At 24.2% G+C, this 17,103-nt stretch carries 14 protein-coding genes; 10 read left to right on the top strand and 4 right to left on the bottom strand.

What is annotated here, in order from left to right:
• Positions 1-306 precede the first annotated feature (306 nt).
• On the bottom strand, positions 307-1,374 hold the full coding sequence (locus tag NG904_RS14980) for an NAD(P)H-dependent flavin oxidoreductase (protein ID WP_252214432.1): 1,068 nt from the start codon (positions 1,372-1,374) through the stop codon (positions 307-309).
• A 272-nt stretch (positions 1,375-1,646) separates the two neighbouring features.
• Between NG904_RS14980 and NG904_RS14975 the strand changes: the two genes are divergently transcribed.
• The 9 genes from NG904_RS14975 to NG904_RS14935 all read left to right on the top strand — a co-directional run bounded on the left by NG904_RS14975 (position 1,647) and on the right by NG904_RS14935 (position 12,947).
• Positions 1,647-1,832 carry an alpha/beta-type small acid-soluble spore protein gene (locus tag NG904_RS14975; protein ID WP_252214434.1) on the top strand — a complete coding sequence of 62 codons (186 nt, stop codon included), beginning with the start codon at positions 1,647-1,649 and terminating at the stop codon, positions 1,830-1,832.
• 286 nt (positions 1,833-2,118) lie between these two features.
• Positions 2,119-2,820, top strand: a complete 702-nt coding sequence (locus NG904_RS14970) for an RNA polymerase sigma factor (protein ID WP_252224442.1) — start codon at positions 2,119-2,121, stop codon at positions 2,818-2,820.
• Between the two features lie 22 nt (positions 2,821-2,842).
• Positions 2,843-4,228 carry a DUF4179 domain-containing protein gene (locus NG904_RS14965; protein WP_252224445.1) on the top strand — a complete coding sequence of 462 codons (1,386 nt, stop codon included), beginning with the start codon at positions 2,843-2,845 and terminating at the stop codon, positions 4,226-4,228.
• Positions 4,229-4,535: 307 nt separating this feature from the next.
• Positions 4,536-5,666, top strand: coding sequence for a metallophosphoesterase family protein (locus NG904_RS14960; protein ID WP_252214440.1), 1,131 nt, complete (start codon positions 4,536-4,538; stop codon positions 5,664-5,666).
• A complete protein-coding gene (locus NG904_RS14955; protein WP_252232472.1) occupies positions 5,656-8,394 on the top strand; it encodes an AAA family ATPase in 2,739 nt (912 codons plus the stop codon). Before NG904_RS14960 ends, NG904_RS14955 begins: the two co-directional genes overlap by 11 nt.
• 85 nt (positions 8,395-8,479) lie before the next feature.
• Positions 8,480-9,382, top strand: a complete 903-nt coding sequence (locus tag NG904_RS14950) for a metal ABC transporter solute-binding protein, Zn/Mn family (protein ID WP_252232471.1) — start codon at positions 8,480-8,482, stop codon at positions 9,380-9,382.
• Positions 9,383-9,597: 215 nt separating this feature from the next.
• A complete protein-coding gene (locus NG904_RS14945) occupies positions 9,598-11,391 on the top strand; it encodes a MutS-related protein (RefSeq protein WP_252232469.1) in 1,794 nt (597 codons plus the stop codon).
• 118 nt (positions 11,392-11,509) lie between these two features.
• Entirely contained in the window at positions 11,510-12,421 is a 912-nt protein-coding gene (locus NG904_RS14940) for a 3'-5' exonuclease (protein WP_252232467.1), read from the top strand.
• An 88-nt stretch (positions 12,422-12,509) separates the two neighbouring features.
• Positions 12,510-12,947 carry a CBS domain-containing protein gene (locus NG904_RS14935; protein WP_252214452.1) on the top strand — a complete coding sequence of 146 codons (438 nt, stop codon included), beginning with the start codon at positions 12,510-12,512 and terminating at the stop codon, positions 12,945-12,947.
• Positions 12,948-13,287: 340 nt separating this feature from the next.
• Here the strand turns inward: NG904_RS14935 and NG904_RS14930 are convergent, their stop codons facing one another.
• Genes NG904_RS14930 through NG904_RS14920 form a run of 3 tightly spaced genes read right to left on the bottom strand, consistent with a single transcriptional unit; the run spans position 13,288 to position 15,339 of the window.
• Positions 13,288-13,944: a DUF1292 domain-containing protein gene (locus NG904_RS14930; protein ID WP_252232465.1), complete on the bottom strand. Its 657-nt coding sequence runs from the start codon at positions 13,942-13,944 to the stop codon at positions 13,288-13,290.
• Between the two features lie 10 nt (positions 13,945-13,954).
• Positions 13,955-14,608 (bottom strand): PspA/IM30 family protein, encoded by a 654-nt coding sequence (locus tag NG904_RS14925; RefSeq protein ID WP_252214456.1) that lies wholly within the window; start codon positions 14,606-14,608, stop codon positions 13,955-13,957.
• Between the two features lie 38 nt (positions 14,609-14,646).
• Positions 14,647-15,339, bottom strand: a complete 693-nt coding sequence (locus NG904_RS14920; RefSeq protein ID WP_252232463.1) for a hypothetical protein — start codon at positions 15,337-15,339, stop codon at positions 14,647-14,649.
• 463 nt (positions 15,340-15,802) lie between these two features.
• On the opposite strand from NG904_RS14920, the gene rpsA reads away from it, so the two are divergent.
• A complete protein-coding gene (gene rpsA / locus NG904_RS14915) occupies positions 15,803-16,939 on the top strand; it encodes a 30S ribosomal protein S1 (protein ID WP_252232461.1) in 1,137 nt (378 codons plus the stop codon).
• Positions 16,940-17,103: the final 164 nt, after the last annotated feature.

The following is a 17,103-nucleotide window of genomic DNA, read 5'->3' as shown; positions in this document are numbered from 1 at the left end:
AACACTCTGCTAAAACAGAGACAAAATTAAATAAAAAAAGATATTGATATTAAGTGATTTTTTTAATATCAATATCTTTTAAAAAGTAAATAATTAAATAGATAATTTTTACTATTATATATAATAAGCAAAGTTGTATTTTAACTTAACCTTGAGGATTATCAAATAAAATTAAAAATAAGGGTAATTATTAAAATCTTATATATTTAGGTTAAAATGAGAATATATTTATTTTATTATGGATAAGTTTAATTAATTTATACAACTTTACCTATGAATATATCAATAAAATGTGAATAGATTATATTAAGCTTTTCTCAATTCTTCTTCTAATTCAGTCATAAGTTCTTTAACAGACATCATTTTATCAATTCTACTTGCGTTTTCTCCACAGAAGATAAGTCCTTCATTAATGTTTCCATTAACAGCATTCATAAGTGCTTTACTTATGCAATAAGGTGTTGTTTTAGGATCACAAGGAGTTAAACAATTATAGCAACTAGTTATATTTTCTCTACCTGTTAAAGTCTTTTTTATGAAATCATTTTTTATAGCTCTGCCAGGCATTCCAACAGGACTTTTAACAATATCTATATCTTCTTTTGAACAATTAATATATGCATCTTTAAATTCTTGTGACGCATCGCATTCGTAAGTAGCAACAAATCGTGTAGCCATTTGGACACCATTAGCACCTAGTTTAAGATATTTAGCAATATCATAGCCGTCATAAACACCACCAGCTACTATTACAGGAATTTCCTTATTATATTTTTCACTATATTTTTTTGTTTCTTCAATTATTTGAATTATAGTGTCATCAAAATTTATATTATCATTTTTTAGTTCTTCTTCTTTAAATCCTAAATGTCCACCTGCTTTAGGACCTTCTATAATAACTAAATCTGGAGCTATATTATCATGTCTATCCCATAATTTTAAGATTACCTTTGCAGACTTTAATGATGAAACTATAGGTGCAAGTTTTACTTTTGAATCTTTTGCTATTTTAGGTAGCATAGTAGGTAAACCAGCACCAGATATTATTAAATCAATACCAGCATTAATAGCTGTTTTTACATATTCAGCATAGTTGCTGCTTGCAACCATTATATTAACTCCAATTATTCCATTAGGAGCATTCTTTTTAGCAGTTATTATATGTTCTTTTAATGCATTTAAATTTGAACCTAAAGCATCTTTATTAAAATTAGAATCTTTATAGCCTAATTGAGCAGAAGAAATAATACCTATTCCTCCAGCATTAGCAACCGCTGATGCAAGCTTTGAAGCGGACACGCCTATTCCCATTCCACCTTGTATTATTGGAAGGTTTGCTATTAAATTACTTATTTTAAGTGAATTAAATTTCATATTCATTTATCCTTTCAAACAAATTTGATTGTTAAACATTTTGATTATCAAAGTATTTATTATATTATAATTTAAAAGTTATATATTAACAACCCTTAAATATTAGATTATAGTGTAATAATAAATTTATTTTGTATTATATTCTATAAGTACATTTAATTACCAAGAATATATATATCTATATTGGATAATATAATAGTGTAGCCAGGAAGAGTTAAATAAAATTTAAATTTTCCTGATTATATAAATACCAATAGCCGGGAGGGATTGTTATGTCAAACAGCGTATTAGTTCCAGAAGCAAAACAAGGATTAGCTAGATTCAAGAACGAAGTAGCTAATGAACTAGGAGTACCATTTAGTGAATACAATGGTGATCTAAGTTCAAGACAATGTGGTTCCGTAGGTGGCGAAATGGTTAAAAGAATGGTAGAGCAATACGAAAACTCAATTCAATAACAAATTGAAAAGAGAATAAATATAACTAAGTAAAGTTATATTGTATTGCAAAACTAGGAGGGTACACTACTTAAAATGTAGTGTACCCTTTCTTTTTATTTATAAAGTTTTTTATCTAAGCATTATATTTTTATTACTAAAAAATATTTGAAAATAGTTTAGAATAAGAGTAAATACAAATTTTATATAAAATATAAAAAAATACTAGAACATTATTAAGAGTAAAAGCATCTAATAAGTAGTTAAATAAATAAAGTCTTTTATATTGAAAGGAGGAGAACATAAAATGTATAGTAGTTATTTTAATAATTTTTTTAGTTGTATAGATATATTTAATTTTATAAATTTAAATATAAAGAATGATATTTTAGATAGAAAATTAAATATTATAAAGCAACAAATAAACAAATTATATGAAATGAATATAACTCAAAATAAAAGTGAGAAAGGAAAAGTTGAAAATAATATAGTTGATTATAATAAATTGAAAAAATGTAGTACTGAATATAAAGCTTCAAAGGGGGATAAAGAAGCTTTTATAGAATTAATTACAGAAAATAAGTTGTCATTATATAGAGTAGCGAAAGGAATATTAAAAAATGAAGAGAAAGTAGAGGATGCCATTCAAAATACAATATTAAAGGCTTATGAGAATATAGTAAAAATAAAAAAACATGAGTACTTTAAGACTTGGATTATTAGAATTCTTATAAATGAATGCAAAGCAATAATTAAAAAAGAAAAAAGAGTTATTTATTTAGATGAAACAATTATAGAAGGCAATTATGAGGATAAATATCAAGATATAGATTTAGAAACAGCTTTAAATAACATTGATGAAGATTTACGCGAATTAGTAGTCTTGTATTATTTTGACGACATTCCTCAAAAAGAAATTGCTAAAATTTTAAATATTAATGAAACTACAGTTAGGACAAGACTTTTAAGAGCTAGAAAAAAGCTTTACGAGTTATTAAAATTAGAATAGTTAGAGAGGAGGAAAAATAAAAGTGGACAATAAAAATTTTGATAAAATATTAAAAGATAAAATTAAAAGTAAGTATAATAATGTTCCAGATAAAATAGATCTAATGATTCAAGAAACATTGGATTCACTTAAGCCTAAAGAACAAAAAAGATATAGAAAAGTTATTAGTATAGCAGTTATTTGCTTTTGTGTATTATTTGCCAGTATAGGTGTGGGGATAACTACGACAGCTAATGCATTAGGTCTTCCAGTTAAGGATTTTATAGCTGAAATAATGGGACTATCACCTCAATATTCTGATTATGCATCTGATGTAAATATAACTAAAGAGAGTAATGGAGTAAATTTTACAATAACAAGTGTGCTTTATGATGGATATAAGCTTAAAATAGCATATAAAGTAGAAGGTACAGTGGCGGATTCTTTAGAAAAACTTGCGAAATTATCATCTTTTCTAAATACTAAAGTTTCAGTAAATGGAAAAGAAGTAAATCTAACTAGTTCGGGATATTCAAAGCCTATAAATAGTAATACTGTTGGTGGAATTAATATTTTTGATATAGATGATACCATGTATGATAATTCATTTATGGGATTAACACAATTAGATATTTTAGATACGTTTAACTTTAATATTAGTATTGAAGATGAAATTGACAATGAAAAATATAAATGGGATTTTAATATTCCTATATCTAGTGAAAAAATTAAGAGTAAAATAGAAGAATATTCATTAGATAATACTGTAGGGGATTATAAAATAAAAAATGTAATAGTAACACCTATAAGCACTTATATAAGTGGGACATTTAAAGATTCTAAAGATAAAATATCAATTATGAATTATATTGTTGTTGATGATAAAGGAAGAGAAGTTAAAATTGATAATTGCAATGAAAGTACAGGAGTTGGTGGAGGAAAATTTAGATGTGAAATTTTAAATAATGATTCAGAATTAAATTCATTAACATTTATTCCTTATAAAAATAAGCAACACTATTCTCCAGAAGAAATGCCATCTACCGATGGGGAAGCAAAAGAATTTAAAAAGGCATATAGAGAAAAATTGCAAAAAGAAATAAGTTTAACATTAAGTGAAAATGGATTTAATTTTACCGGTGATTCTGAATTGAATATAACTAAAGTGGTAAGAGAAGAAAATAAAACAAAAATATATTATGAAACTAAGTATCCAACAATGGTGAATTTACGATTAAATATTTCAAGAGATGATATTAAAACAAAAAGTAATAACAATGTAGAAAATGTAGAAAGTATTGAATCAGGAGTTGGAGTTGTAACATTGAATGGAATATTAGAAGATAAAACTTATAATTTAATATATGATAGTCCAGATAAATCATTAGAAGTTTATAAAGAAAGAGCAGTTACTGTGGAATTAAAATAACAATTCTTATGTTTTAAATAAATATCATGAACTTATGTAGGTTTCTTTATTAAAGTTTATCAATTTTCTTAGTATTAAAAATATAATTGTTATTTTAATGCTAAGTGTAAAAAGTTCTTTTGTAGTAGAAAATTTTATTACAAAAGAACTTTTTTATGTGAAATTTTCAATTTAAATTGAAATAGAAGATATTTTAATTAATAGTATAAAATTATATAAATAAATATTGGAAATAAAGGAAAGTTTTTGGACTATTATTAAATTTCATGATAAAATGAGAACTGAAGTTCGATGAAAAGGTGATATTATGAAAAAAATAAAAATTTTACATACATCAGATTTACATTTTGATACTCCTTTTAGTGGAATGAAGAATAATAAATCTATTAAATGTAGAGAAGAACTTAAAGAAGTCTTTGAAAAAATAATAAAAATTTCATTAGAAAATAATATAGATATTTTATTAATTGCAGGAGATATGTTTGATAATTTATCAGTAAATAAAAGTACATTATGTTTTTTAAAATCATGTTTTGAGAAAATAGATAAAGTAAAAATATTTATAAGTCCAGGTAATCATGATCCATATAACGAAAAATCGTTTTATAGCATGATAGAGTGGCCTAAAAATGTATATATATTTAAGGGAAATATGGAAAAAGTGGTTTTAGAGGATTTAAAAACTATTGTATGGGGAGCTGCTTTTACTCACAATTATATTTATGAATCCTTAATAAAAGATGTAAATAGAATTGATGGATATAACAATATAATGGTTATTCATGGAGAGATATCATCAAAAGAAAAGAATGAATATAACCCTATAACTGAAGAAGAAATTGCTAAAAGTAATATGGATTATATAGCATTAGGACATAGACATAAGTATGTTGGTGTTAATAAAGTATCAAATACTTATTATGCATATAGTGGGTGTCCACAAGGAAGAGGATTTGATGAATTAGATGACAAAGGAATTATATTATTAGAGATTTCTAATAGATATTGTGATTATAAGTTTATAAAAACAGCTATTAGAAATTATTATGAAAAGGAAATAAATATAGAAGGTTGTTTTGGATACAATCAAGTTAAAAGTAAAATTTTTAGTTGTATAGATAAAGAAAATATTAAAGATAATTCTTACAAAGTAATATTAAAGGGAGAAATTAATGAGGAATTTAATTTAAGAGAAGAAATCATAGAAGAGATGATAAAAAAGGATGATTACGATATAAGAGTAATAGATAAAACTGAAGTGAAAATAGATATGGATGAATTATTGAAAGGGTATTCAATAAAGAGCTTATTTGCAAGAAAAATATATGAAGAACTAGAAAAAGCAGAAACAGAAGAAGAAAAAGAAATAATAAAATTAGCTTTAAAGAAAGGACTTCAAAGTTTATCGGGTGAAGAGGTGAGAGATTATAATTATTAAGCAAGTTAATATAGAAAATTTTGCAGGGATAAAAGGAAGAATTATAAGCTTTGCTAATAAATTTAACTTAATATATGGTGAAAATGAAAAAGGTAAAAGTACAATAGAGAATTTTATAAAGATATGGCTTTATGGATTTGAAAAAAATCGTGGCAAAGATAATGATAGGAAAAAGTTTACTCCATTAACTGGCGGAAAAATAAGTGGAGAATTAACAGTTGAACATGAAGGGGTAACATATGTTATAAGAAGAAGTTTTGGATTAACTAAAAAAGAAGATACCTGTGAAATACTTGATGAAGTAACTGGAGATAAAATAGATATACCATATAATAATGAACCAGGAAAATATTTTTTAGATATAAATTTATCAACATTTTCTAAAACTTTATTTATAAATCAATTAGGGGTTATGGTAAATAAGGATAAAGAAGAAGAAATAATGGAGAAAATAACTAATACTTATAATTCAGGAGAAGAAAATGTATCTTTTAAGAAAGCAATAGAAGTATTAGAAAAAGGAAAAAAGAAAATTAAGACAACTAGGAAATCTGGGGAATTAGATTTACTTACAGAAAAGAAAAATTTACTAAAAGAAGAATTATGGAATGCATATACTCTGTCAGAGGCAAACATAGAAAATGAAGAAAAATTATTAAATACTAAAAATGAAAAAGAAGAAATAATAAAGAAATTAGATAGTTTAGAATTATACAAGAAGTATATAAAAAAGAGTAATTTACAAAAAGATTATTTAGAAATTGCGCAATATTTAAAGAAGAGTGAAGAACTTAAGAAAAAAGAAGAAGTAATAAATGAAGAACTAAATAGAAATTATACTAATATAAATAGTGAGTTTTTAGAAGAATTAAATAAAGAGTATAATAGATATTTAAATTTAAATGATATAAAACAAGAAAAGAAAAGAGAATTAAATATTTTACAAAATAAATTAAATGAAAAAAACAATGATTTTAAAGAATATAAAGTATTAGATTCCCTTTGTGAAGAAGATATAAAAGATAAATTATATGTATTAAAAATAGAACAGGAAAATTTAAAGGAGAAATTATATAAAGTTGAGTCTATAGAAAATTCTATAGAAACATTTAAAAATGATTTAAATATTAGATCTAATAAAATGAGGAATTTGGAATATATAGCTGAATATAGAGAGGATATAGAGGAAAATATTAATTTATATAAAGATAAATTAAAAGAACTAAAATATAAATTAGAATTATACTCATCAAACAATGAGAGGTGCTCTATAAAAAATATTAAGAATAAGATGATTTTTATTTATGTATTGTTTGCTTTGTTTTTAGTAGTTTTATTTATAGGTATTTTTAAAGAGAACTTTATAATAGATATCTTAACAGTACCTTTACTAGCTATTTTGACTAAAGTTTATTTAAAGTATTCACTAATAATGAAGGAAGCTTCTATTAAAGAAAAAAATAAACTTAGCATACAAAAGCTAAAAAATGAAGTAGAACAATATGAAGAAAAATTGAATTTGCATATGAATGAAATTAATTGTAAGGATTATGAGAATTTAATAAAGCAATTATCACAATATGATTCATATAAAATCTATAAGGATAATATTTATGCATCTATAAACTCTAAAGTTAAAGAAATTAATGATTTTAATATAGAAGAATTAAATAATAAATATAATAAAAATAAGAAAGTACTAGAATCATTATTTAAATTATTAGAGTGTAATTCCATAGAAGAAACAATAAATAAAGTAAATATATATAGTAAATTTAAAAAAGAGTTATTACCAATGGAATATAAAATTAGTTCATTAGCATTAGAACTAAAAGAAATAGATTTTCAACTAAAGGATAAAGAAGAAGATTTAAGAGAAAAGACAAAAGGAATGGAATTTGAAAATATTGATATATTGGATTTTCATATAAAAATTAAAGAGTATAAGGATAAAGTTAATAAAATAATGGAAGTAAAAAGTAATCTTAATAGTGTAGAAGAAACATATAAGGTGCTTTTAAAAGATAGGAATATAGAAGAAATCAAAAAAGAAATTAAAAATATATTACCTGATGATTTAAGCTATTCTTATAAATCAGAAGAAGATATAGAAAAAGAAATAAAAAAAAGTTCTAACAAGTTATTAAAAATAGAAAAAGAAATAAAAGATTTAGAACATCTTATAGAAAAACGATATTTAGGTAAACGAGCAATAGCTGAGATAGAAGAAGAATTATATGATGCTCAGGAAAAAATTTTAAAGTGTGAAAAAGAATTTAAGGCTTTAGAAGTAGCTTCTTTAAAATTACAAGAATCATTTAAAGAACTAAGAAGCAATATAGGACCTAAGTTGAACAATGAAGTATTAAAAAATTTTAATTTCTTAACATTAAAAAATTATAAAGATGTTAAAATATCTGAGGACTATAAGTTAAAGGTGAGGGATAATAGCGTATTATTTGGTTCGGAAATATTAAGTAATGGAGCTAAGGATCAGTTATATCTGTCGCTAAGATTATCATTTATAAATATGCTGTTTAAAAATAAGAAAGTACCTATATTTTTAGATGATGCATTTATACAATATGATGATAATAGAAGAGAAAGAGCATTAAAGCTATTAATAAAAGAAGATTTTAATCAAGTAATATTTTTTACATGCCAAACAATAGAAAAGAATATTTTAGATAATATTTCATATGATTATAATTTAATCAAATTAAGTTAATAATTATATTATAGTTTGACAAGTATAAGAAAATAAATTAAAATTATATTTGCAAATGCAAATCATATGCAAATAGGAGGACTTAATGAAAAAAAGATTTTTTTTAACACTATCATGCATTCTAATGAGTTTATTTATCATTGGATGTTCAAATTCAAATTCAACGAATGAATCTAATAAAGTAAATGATGAGAGTAAAAAGTTACAGGTTATGGTTTCAATATATCCATTAAAGGAATTCACTGAAAAAATAGGCGGAGATAAAATTGAGGTTACTTGTTTAGTTCCTGAAAATATGGAACCACATGATTATGAACCAAAGACTAAAGATTTTGAAAAGCTTATGAATAGTGATATTTTTATTTATAATGGATTAGGAATGGAACATTGGATTGATTCTGTTAACAATGTAGTTTCTGATGATAAAGTATTAAAAGTAAATTCAAGCGATGGCATTGATGTTAGAAAAGAGGGAGAATTAGTAGATCCTCATTCATGGTTAAGTTTAATACAAGTACAAAAACAATGTGAAAATATAAAAAATGCACTTATAAGTTTGGATGGAGCAAATAAGGATACATATGAAGCAAACTATAATAAATTTAAAGAAGAATTACAAGGTTTATATGATGAATACTCAGCTAAGTTTAATGAGTTAAGCCAAAAAGATTTTATAACAGGTCATGCTGCTTTTGGTTATTTATGTAGGGATTTTGGGTTATCTCAAAAATCAGTTGAAAATTTATATGGAGAGGGTGAACCGACTCCTAAGGAATTGGAAAATTTGGTTAATTTCTGTAAAGAAAATAATATAAAAGTTATTTTTTCTGAATCTTTAGCAAGTCCAAAAGTTTCAGAGACATTAGCATCAGAAGTTGGTGCAGAGGTAGTTCCTATATATACATTAGAATCAAATGAAGATGATATGAGTTATTTAGACGCTATGAAAAATAATTTAGATAAGATATATAATTCTTTAAATAAATAATATTTTAATTTTATGCCTATAGATTGGACGCAGGAGAAGTGTTTAATTTATAGGTATATTTTTATTTGAGTTTGCTTTTAAAGTTGAGGTTTTATTTTAAATATGCAAACAATTAATATTTTATTAAATGCAATGCAATTTTATAATATTAAAGAATTTAAATTATTATTATGTGTTAAAATTATTATATTAGTATAAATAAAGAAGGAGAACTTATGAATAAATCAAATCAGTATTATAATAGTATATTAGAAGAAAACATTAAAAAAAGAGAATTGTTATTAAAAAAAATAAATATTATAAGTGTTATGAGACTTGTAATAGTTCTTTTTATGATAACAGTTGATTATTTATTATATAAGGAAAATAATTATATTTTAATGATATTAACAACTATAATTTTTTTATCTATTTTTGTAGTTACAGCATTTAATCATTCTAGTAAACTAAGAGATAAAAAAATTGCAGAAATATTAATAGATATAAATCAAAAAGGCATTGATAGAATAAATGGAGAATTTAAAAAATTTAAAGATGATGGTGCTGAATATTTAGATTATAAGCATAGATTTATAAATGATTTAAATATATTTGGAGCGAATTCTCTTTTTCAACTTGTAAATTCTACAGTTACAACTGGTGGAAGAAATAGGTTGGCTCAAATATTAAGTAGTGAAGAAATTTCAAATAAAGAACTAATATTAAAAAAACAAGAAGCTATAAAAGAACTTGCGTCAAAGATTAAATGGAGACAAGAATTTATAGTAAATGGATTATTAAATAAATCTAAAAAATCTAATTTAAATGAATTATTACTATGGAGTGAAGAAGAAAGTAAAGTAAATATTTTAAATATAATAATAAGTTATATTTTTATATTTGTTAATGCAGTATCAATATTTTTAGCTACTAATGAAGTATTACCTTGGTCATTTGTAATACTAGTTTTTATAATTGATTTTGGCGTAGTAAAAATGTTAACTAAGTCAGTTAAAAAAAATATAATCTTATTTAATAATACAAAACAAGATATAAATGGGTATAGTGAAATATTAAAATTAATAGAAGATGAAGAGTTTCATTCAGAATACTTGATGGAGTTAAAAAATAAAATATCATATGAAAAAATCAGTTGTAAAAAAGAAATGAAGAAGCTATCTGATTTAGCAGATTGGATAGGAGATAGCTCTTATAATGCATATTATTTCATAATAAATATATTATTTTTTTCAGATGTATTTATAATGAATAATTTAGAAAAGTGGAAAAAGAATAATGGGCTAAAATTAAGAGGCTGGTTAGAGATAATAAATGAATTAGATGCATTAAATAGCATATCTAATATAGCATTTGATCATGAAGAGTGGAGTTATCCAAATATATTAGATAGTAATGAAGTTTATGGAGAAGAGATAGGTCATCCTCTAATAGGAAGCAAAGCTATAAGAAATAATTTTTCATTAAATGGAGTACAAAAAGTTGCATTAATTACAGGTTCTAATATGTCAGGCAAAAGTACATTTTTAAGAAGTATAGGATGTAATTTAGCTTTAAGTTATATTGGATCACCTGTTTGTGCTAAAAGTTTTAATTGTGGGATAATGAATGTATATACTTGTATTACAACGAGAGATAGTTTAGAAGAAAGTATATCTTCATTTTATGCAGAAATTTTAAGAATAAAGATACTTATAGAAGCTTGCAAAAGAGGAGAAAAAGTATTTTTCCTTTTAGATGAAATATTTAAAGGAACTAATTCTAGAGATAGGCATACTGGAGCTACTGTATTAATAAATCAATTAATAAAATACGGTGCTATAGGACTTGTCTCAACTCATGATTTAGAATTATGTGATTTAGAAAAAGAAGATAATAAAATAATAAATTATAATTTTAGAGAATTTTATGAAGATGATAAAATAAAATTTGATTATATACTTAGAAGGGGAAAGAGTGAGACTCAGAATGCTATTAATTTAATGAAATTAGCAGGAATAGATTTCATGTAGTATATAAAAGGCATTTTATGTCCTAAAGACAATTGATATTTTAGTATAGGGCATATTTTTATACTAAAATATTAATTAGTTTTTAACCAGAAGCATTGTATTAAGAGAGGATTTGGGTATGGGGTATGTAATAATTGATTTAGAATTTAATAATTTAAAAAATATAACTAAATATGAAGAAGATTTCTTTGATAAACATAAAGAATTAGAAAATATAAATTTAGAAAATGAAATTATAGAGATTGGTGCTATAAAAGTTGATAAGTATATGAAACAAGTGGCTGAAATGAGAGAATATATAAAGCCATCTGTGTTTCCTGTAATGAATCCAATAGTAACGAATATAACAAAGATAACTATGGATACTTTAAAAAAAGAAGGAATAACATTTAAACAAGGCATGGATAAGCTAAAGAATATGATTGAAGATGGGGATATTATATGTTCATGGGCTAAGGATGATATTGCTGAAATTATAATAAATTCTAATTATCATAATTATACTGATTTAAGTTGGATAAAGGAGTATTTAGATTTACAAGAATATTCAACTAAGATTTTAGGACATAAGAAAGCAATGGGCTTAAAAAGTGCATTAGATGAATTGAAAATTAAAGTTGATAATACAAAACTTCATGATGCATTAAATGATGCTGAATATACTTTACTTGTATTTAAGCACATATACAATTCTAGAATAGTTAAAAATTATATAATAAATGATATATATAGTATGCCTGCAATACACGTAAAAGATTTAGAAAATATAGATATAGATGAAGAGAAATTAGATATAAGATGTCCTAAGTGTAACAAAAAAATAGATTTAAAAGAAAATTTCAAGTTATTAAATTGGAGATTTGTATCAATAGGTATTTGTCCTAAATGTAATAATAAGATACTGAGTGAGTTAATAGTTAAAAGAACACTTCAAGGTGAAAATGCCTACAATGAAGTAAATACTATACTTAAAGAAGAGGCTTATCTAAATTATTACTATAAATTGGAGAAATTAAATTCATGCAAATAAAGGTTTTCATTAAAGATTTTTTTATAAAAATATGTTAAAATATAAGTATACAAGAGTAAATAATATTAGTACAAGAGAGGATTTTGTTATGAATATAGCATTTTTTCTTACTCCAAAAAATGAAGTCGTATATGAAAGCGAAGATGCAACAATGAGACAAGTTATGGAGAAGATGGAGCGATACGGATACACAGCTATTCCACTTATTGATAAAGAAGGAAAGTATGTTGGAACATTAACAGAAGGAGATTTATTATGGAAATTAAAGAATACTCCTGACCTAAATTTTAAGAATACTGAATGTGTAAATGTAAGTGATATAAGCCGAAGAATATCTCATAAATCTGTTTCTATTAATGCTGATATAGAGAACTTAATATCATTAGCTATAAGTCAGAATTTTGTCTCAGTAGTTGATGATGATGGAATATTTATAGGAATAATAAAGAGAAGTGATATAATAAATTATTGTTTTAACGAAATAAAGAAAAACAATGAAATAAAAAATAAAAAAGAAATAGTATAAATGATAAAGCTGTATTGAAATTAATTCAATACAGCTTTATTGCTTATTAACTGTGTTTTAACATGAATTGATTATGCATACGCAAAGTGAACGGAGTAATTAAACTTAGGAATACTAAAAATGAGTATAGTCCCATTTTAGCTTGCTCTCAATGTGAAATTAAGACAAGCAGTAAATGTAGAATTCAAAAGGAAACTCGACTTCGCTGAGTAAGTTTGAAAGGCTAAATATAAAATTTAGATTCTCACTTAAGAATTCTCAAAGTCCAATTACAATGTCACTTTACCTATTGCATATATCAATGCATGTATATAAAACATAGTCTAATAAAATTACATCTTTAATAATCAGCGTTTTGATAAGTTTCAACTATAAAATCAAATTCATCTACATCAGTAATCTCTCCATAAGAATCTCCTCTTATTTCGGGATAGTAGTATAATACTAATTTATCATTAGATGAAGATATGTTTTCTAGTATTATATATTGATTTTTATTAATACAATTTTCAAGTGTAGCTAAAACTTTATATTTAGATGAATTACCAGTATCATTATTTGTTAAATCAATAATGAAGTTATCATGTTTTCTAACATTAATCTTTTCTTTATCACATGATTTAATATAAGATCCAAATCTACAGCTTGTGCATGATTTAAATTTACAATCAAAAGTACAGTTTAAACAAGTACATTTACTGCAATTCTCCAATTCTTTGAATGATTGTCTGTTTTCAGTTTTAAAGTTGTTTACTTTATCTAAAGCACTATTGGATTTAAATAATTTAAATAATCCACCTTTTTTACAATCTAATTCAGTAGAATCTAAAAGTTTAATATAATCTTTTAATACAGAAGATTTAACATAATATTTTCTGTTTTTTAATTTTTCTTCAGAGAGAAAGGGGGCATTTTCACTTATAGAATAAGCTATGTCAGTATAAATTTTCCCCCAATAATTTTTCTCATCATTAATAAAATCTAAATCTTTACTCATATGAAATCACCTATTTATTATCTTTATATTTTTCTAATTCAAGGTCTAAATCAACTTCATTTAATTTTTCAAATTGGCTATCAAAATCATCTAAATCTTTTAATTCACTTAAACCTTTTGCACGAGATTCAGTTCTTTGAATTTTTCTTTCTATATTATCAATTTGTATTGAATTATTTTTAGTTTGTACATTAGCTAATACTTCATTTATTTTTTCTGAAGCTTGAGCGTTAGAATACCTAGCAGCAGCTTCATCTCTATAGTTTCTAGTTTTAGTTATTTCTTCTTCTAATTCCTTTAAGCTTTTCTTTAATGCATCAGCTTGAACTTTAGAATTATCATAGCTTAATTTTAAAGAATCATATTTTTTATCAATTTCCATTTTTCTAGATAAAGCTTTTTTAGCTAACTCTTCATCACCTTTAGATAAAGCAAGTTTTACTTTTGATTCAAAATCTTCAGATTGTTTCTTTGCATCATTCATGTTCTTTTCTATTTCATGAACATTTCCTAAGATTTGTGCAGAATTTAATTTAGCTTTACTAAGTTGTTCTTCCATTTCTCTTAATTTTTGATCTAATAATTCTATTGGATTTTCCATTTCATCTAAAGTATTATTTACCTTTGCCTTAAACATATTTGATATTCTTGAAAAAACTCCCATAAAAATGCCTCCTAAATATTTATTATTGTTATCTATTATTATCTTTTTCTTCTTAAATAAAGTTTTATTAACATTAAAATTACAAAGAACATTAGTGCTAATACTAAAGCATTAATTATTAAGCTTGAAGGTGATCCAAAATACATAGGTCTAAAAAATCTAGAACCTCCATACCAGCCAAGTCCCCCTGAATTTGATGATGGTATATATGTTTTTGATTCATCCTTCTGCGTACTACTATTTGTGCTTGATGAATTTGAATCATTTGGATTATTAGTAGAAGAATATGATCCACTGCTAAATCCTTTTGAAGCACCACTGCTAGTTTCATTGGAATCATTAGTTGTTTTATCTATGTTTGAAGAATTTGTATTACTATTATTTTTTGTGTCAGAAAAACTTCCTGATTTAAATCCTTCAGCACTCTTATCAGTGGTATTTTTTTTACTAGAGCTACTAGTACTATTACTTTCACTAGAAGATTTACTTGAAGAACTGTTAAAACTTCCTGATTTAAATCCGCTAGAGCTTCCGGAACTTTTACTGCTAGATTTTGAACTACTAGAACTCTTACTGGTTGATCTAGATCCACTGGAACTCTTACCACTAGACTTAGCTAACAAGTTAGTGCTCGTTGAGCTCAATATACTGGCATCTATATTACTATCTGCGTAAGCAATTAAATTATTATTAGTATTATGGTTTACATTAGATATAAGTTCTAATGGCAAACTGGAAATGCTAAATAAAAAAACTAATAATATAGTAAATATATGTTTTTTCTTAATCTTAAAAATAGTGAGCACCCCCTAAAAGATTATAGCTTTATTATAGATAAAATATCTAGACTACACAATATGGAAAAACAACTAAAAATGTTAAGTAGAGAAAAATAAAATCAATTAACTCTTTATACCTCTATCTATCTAACATTTAATGATAAATAAAAGCTTTTAAAGAGTTATATTATAACTCTTTAAAATTTAAGAGTAAAATCAAAAATTATAATGCCACTTCACTTATTAAATATATAAACACATAATTAAAATGGGTGAATTCTTGTATAAATTAGATTAATAGATTAAAATTATATTAATTAAGCTCTAGTTTATTAGATGTTTTAAGTGATTGGCTATACATTAAATATTAACAAGTATTAAAAGGATAGCTAAATAATATTAAGGAAGTGGTTAAATGTCAGATAATACTATGAAAAGTTTTTTAGAAGAATATGATGTGAAAAGAATAAATAAAGGTCAAATACTAAAAGGAAAAGTTTTAGAAGTCAATGAAAAGGAAGTAGTAGTAAATATAAATTATGCATTTGATGGATTAATAGCTAAAGAAGAAGTATCAATAGATGATAAAAACCCTATGGATGTACTTAAAGTTGATGACGAAATAGATGTATACGTTATATCTCCAAACGATGGTGAAGGCTATGTTAAGCTATCACTTATAAAGGCATTAGTTATTAAAGAAAAAGAACAATTACAAAAAGCTTTTAAGGAAGAAAAAAATGTTAAAGTATATGTAAAAGATGAAATTAAAGGTGGACTTATTTCTTATTATGGTAATATAAGAGTATTTATCCCAGCTTCATTAGCATCAAGAAGTATGATAGATTTAAGTACATTAAAGAATACAGAATTAGAAGTTAGAATAATAGAACTAGACTTTAGAAATAACAAAATAGTTGCATCAAGAAAAGCAATTGAAAATGAAGAATATGAAAAGAATAGAAAAGTTATATGGAATTCTTTAAAAGAAGGAGAAAAAAGAACAGGAGTAGTTAAGAAGTTAGTTAAATATGGTGCTTTTGTTGATATTGGTGGAGTAGAAGGATTAGTTCATATATCAGATTTATCTTGGAATAGAGTAAATAGACCAGAAGAAGTAGTAAAGGAAAATGACAAAGTTGAAGTGTATATAGGTTCTATTGATGTAGAAAAACAAAAATTATCTTTAGTATTAAAAGATATAAATAAAGAACCTTGGACTTTACATACAAATGAAATTAAGTCAGGAATGATATTTGAAGGTAAAGTTGTAAAATTTGCTTCATTTGGAGCGTTTGTTGAAATATTTGAAGGAATAGAAGGATTAGTTCATATTTCAGAAATAACTGATGAAAATATTGCTAAACCATCTGATGTATTGGAATTAAATCAAAAAGTAAAGGTTAAAGTATTAGACTTTAACAAGGATACTAAGAGATTATCTTTAAGCATAAAAGATGCAGTAGAAACTAGTAAAGAATATTTACAATATGTAGATGAAGAAGATGGAGTATCATTAGGGGAATTATTTAAAAATTTTAAATTTGAATAATTTTATTACGTATGATACATGCAAATTTATATATTGTATACATCAATAGTTAAAAAATTAGTAAGGCTATGTTTTAAATGTGTATTCATATATGTAATAGGCAAAGTAGCATTGTAATTGGATTTTGAGAATACTTAATGAATATTGTCACATTTACTGCTTGT

The organism is Clostridium sp. ZBS15, assembly GCF_023845705.1.
Taxonomy (GTDB): domain Bacteria; phylum Bacillota; class Clostridia; order Clostridiales; family Clostridiaceae; genus Clostridium; species Clostridium aquiflavi.
Note: the sequence above shows the minus strand (reverse complement) of the source record. Positions and strands in the feature narration are given on the sequence as shown.

Excerpts from the sequence above, each read along its gene's own strand:
- NG904_RS14980 (WP_252214432.1), bottom strand. The coding sequence starts at position 1,374 with ATGAAATTTAATTCACTTAAAATAAGTAATTTAATAGCAAACCTTCCA.
- NG904_RS14975 (WP_252214434.1), top strand. The coding sequence starts at position 1,647 with ATGTCAAACAGCGTATTAGTTCCAGAAGCAAAACAAGGATTAGCTAGA.
- NG904_RS14970 (WP_252224442.1), top strand. The coding sequence starts at position 2,119 with ATGTATAGTAGTTATTTTAATAATTTTTTTAGTTGTATAGATATATTT.
- NG904_RS14960 (WP_252214440.1), top strand. The coding sequence starts at position 4,536 with ATGAAAAAAATAAAAATTTTACATACATCAGATTTACATTTTGATACT.
- NG904_RS14950 (WP_252232471.1), top strand. The coding sequence starts at position 8,480 with ATGAAAAAAAGATTTTTTTTAACACTATCATGCATTCTAATGAGTTTA.
- NG904_RS14945 (WP_252232469.1), top strand. The coding sequence starts at position 9,598 with ATGAATAAATCAAATCAGTATTATAATAGTATATTAGAAGAAAACATT.
- NG904_RS14940 (WP_252232467.1), top strand. The coding sequence starts at position 11,510 with ATGGGGTATGTAATAATTGATTTAGAATTTAATAATTTAAAAAATATA.
- NG904_RS14935 (WP_252214452.1), top strand. The coding sequence starts at position 12,510 with ATGAATATAGCATTTTTTCTTACTCCAAAAAATGAAGTCGTATATGAA.
- NG904_RS14930 (WP_252232465.1), bottom strand. The coding sequence starts at position 13,944 with ATGAGTAAAGATTTAGATTTTATTAATGATGAGAAAAATTATTGGGGG.
- NG904_RS14925 (WP_252214456.1), bottom strand. The coding sequence starts at position 14,608 with ATGGGAGTTTTTTCAAGAATATCAAATATGTTTAAGGCAAAGGTAAAT.
- rpsA (WP_252232461.1), top strand. The coding sequence starts at position 15,803 with ATGTCAGATAATACTATGAAAAGTTTTTTAGAAGAATATGATGTGAAA.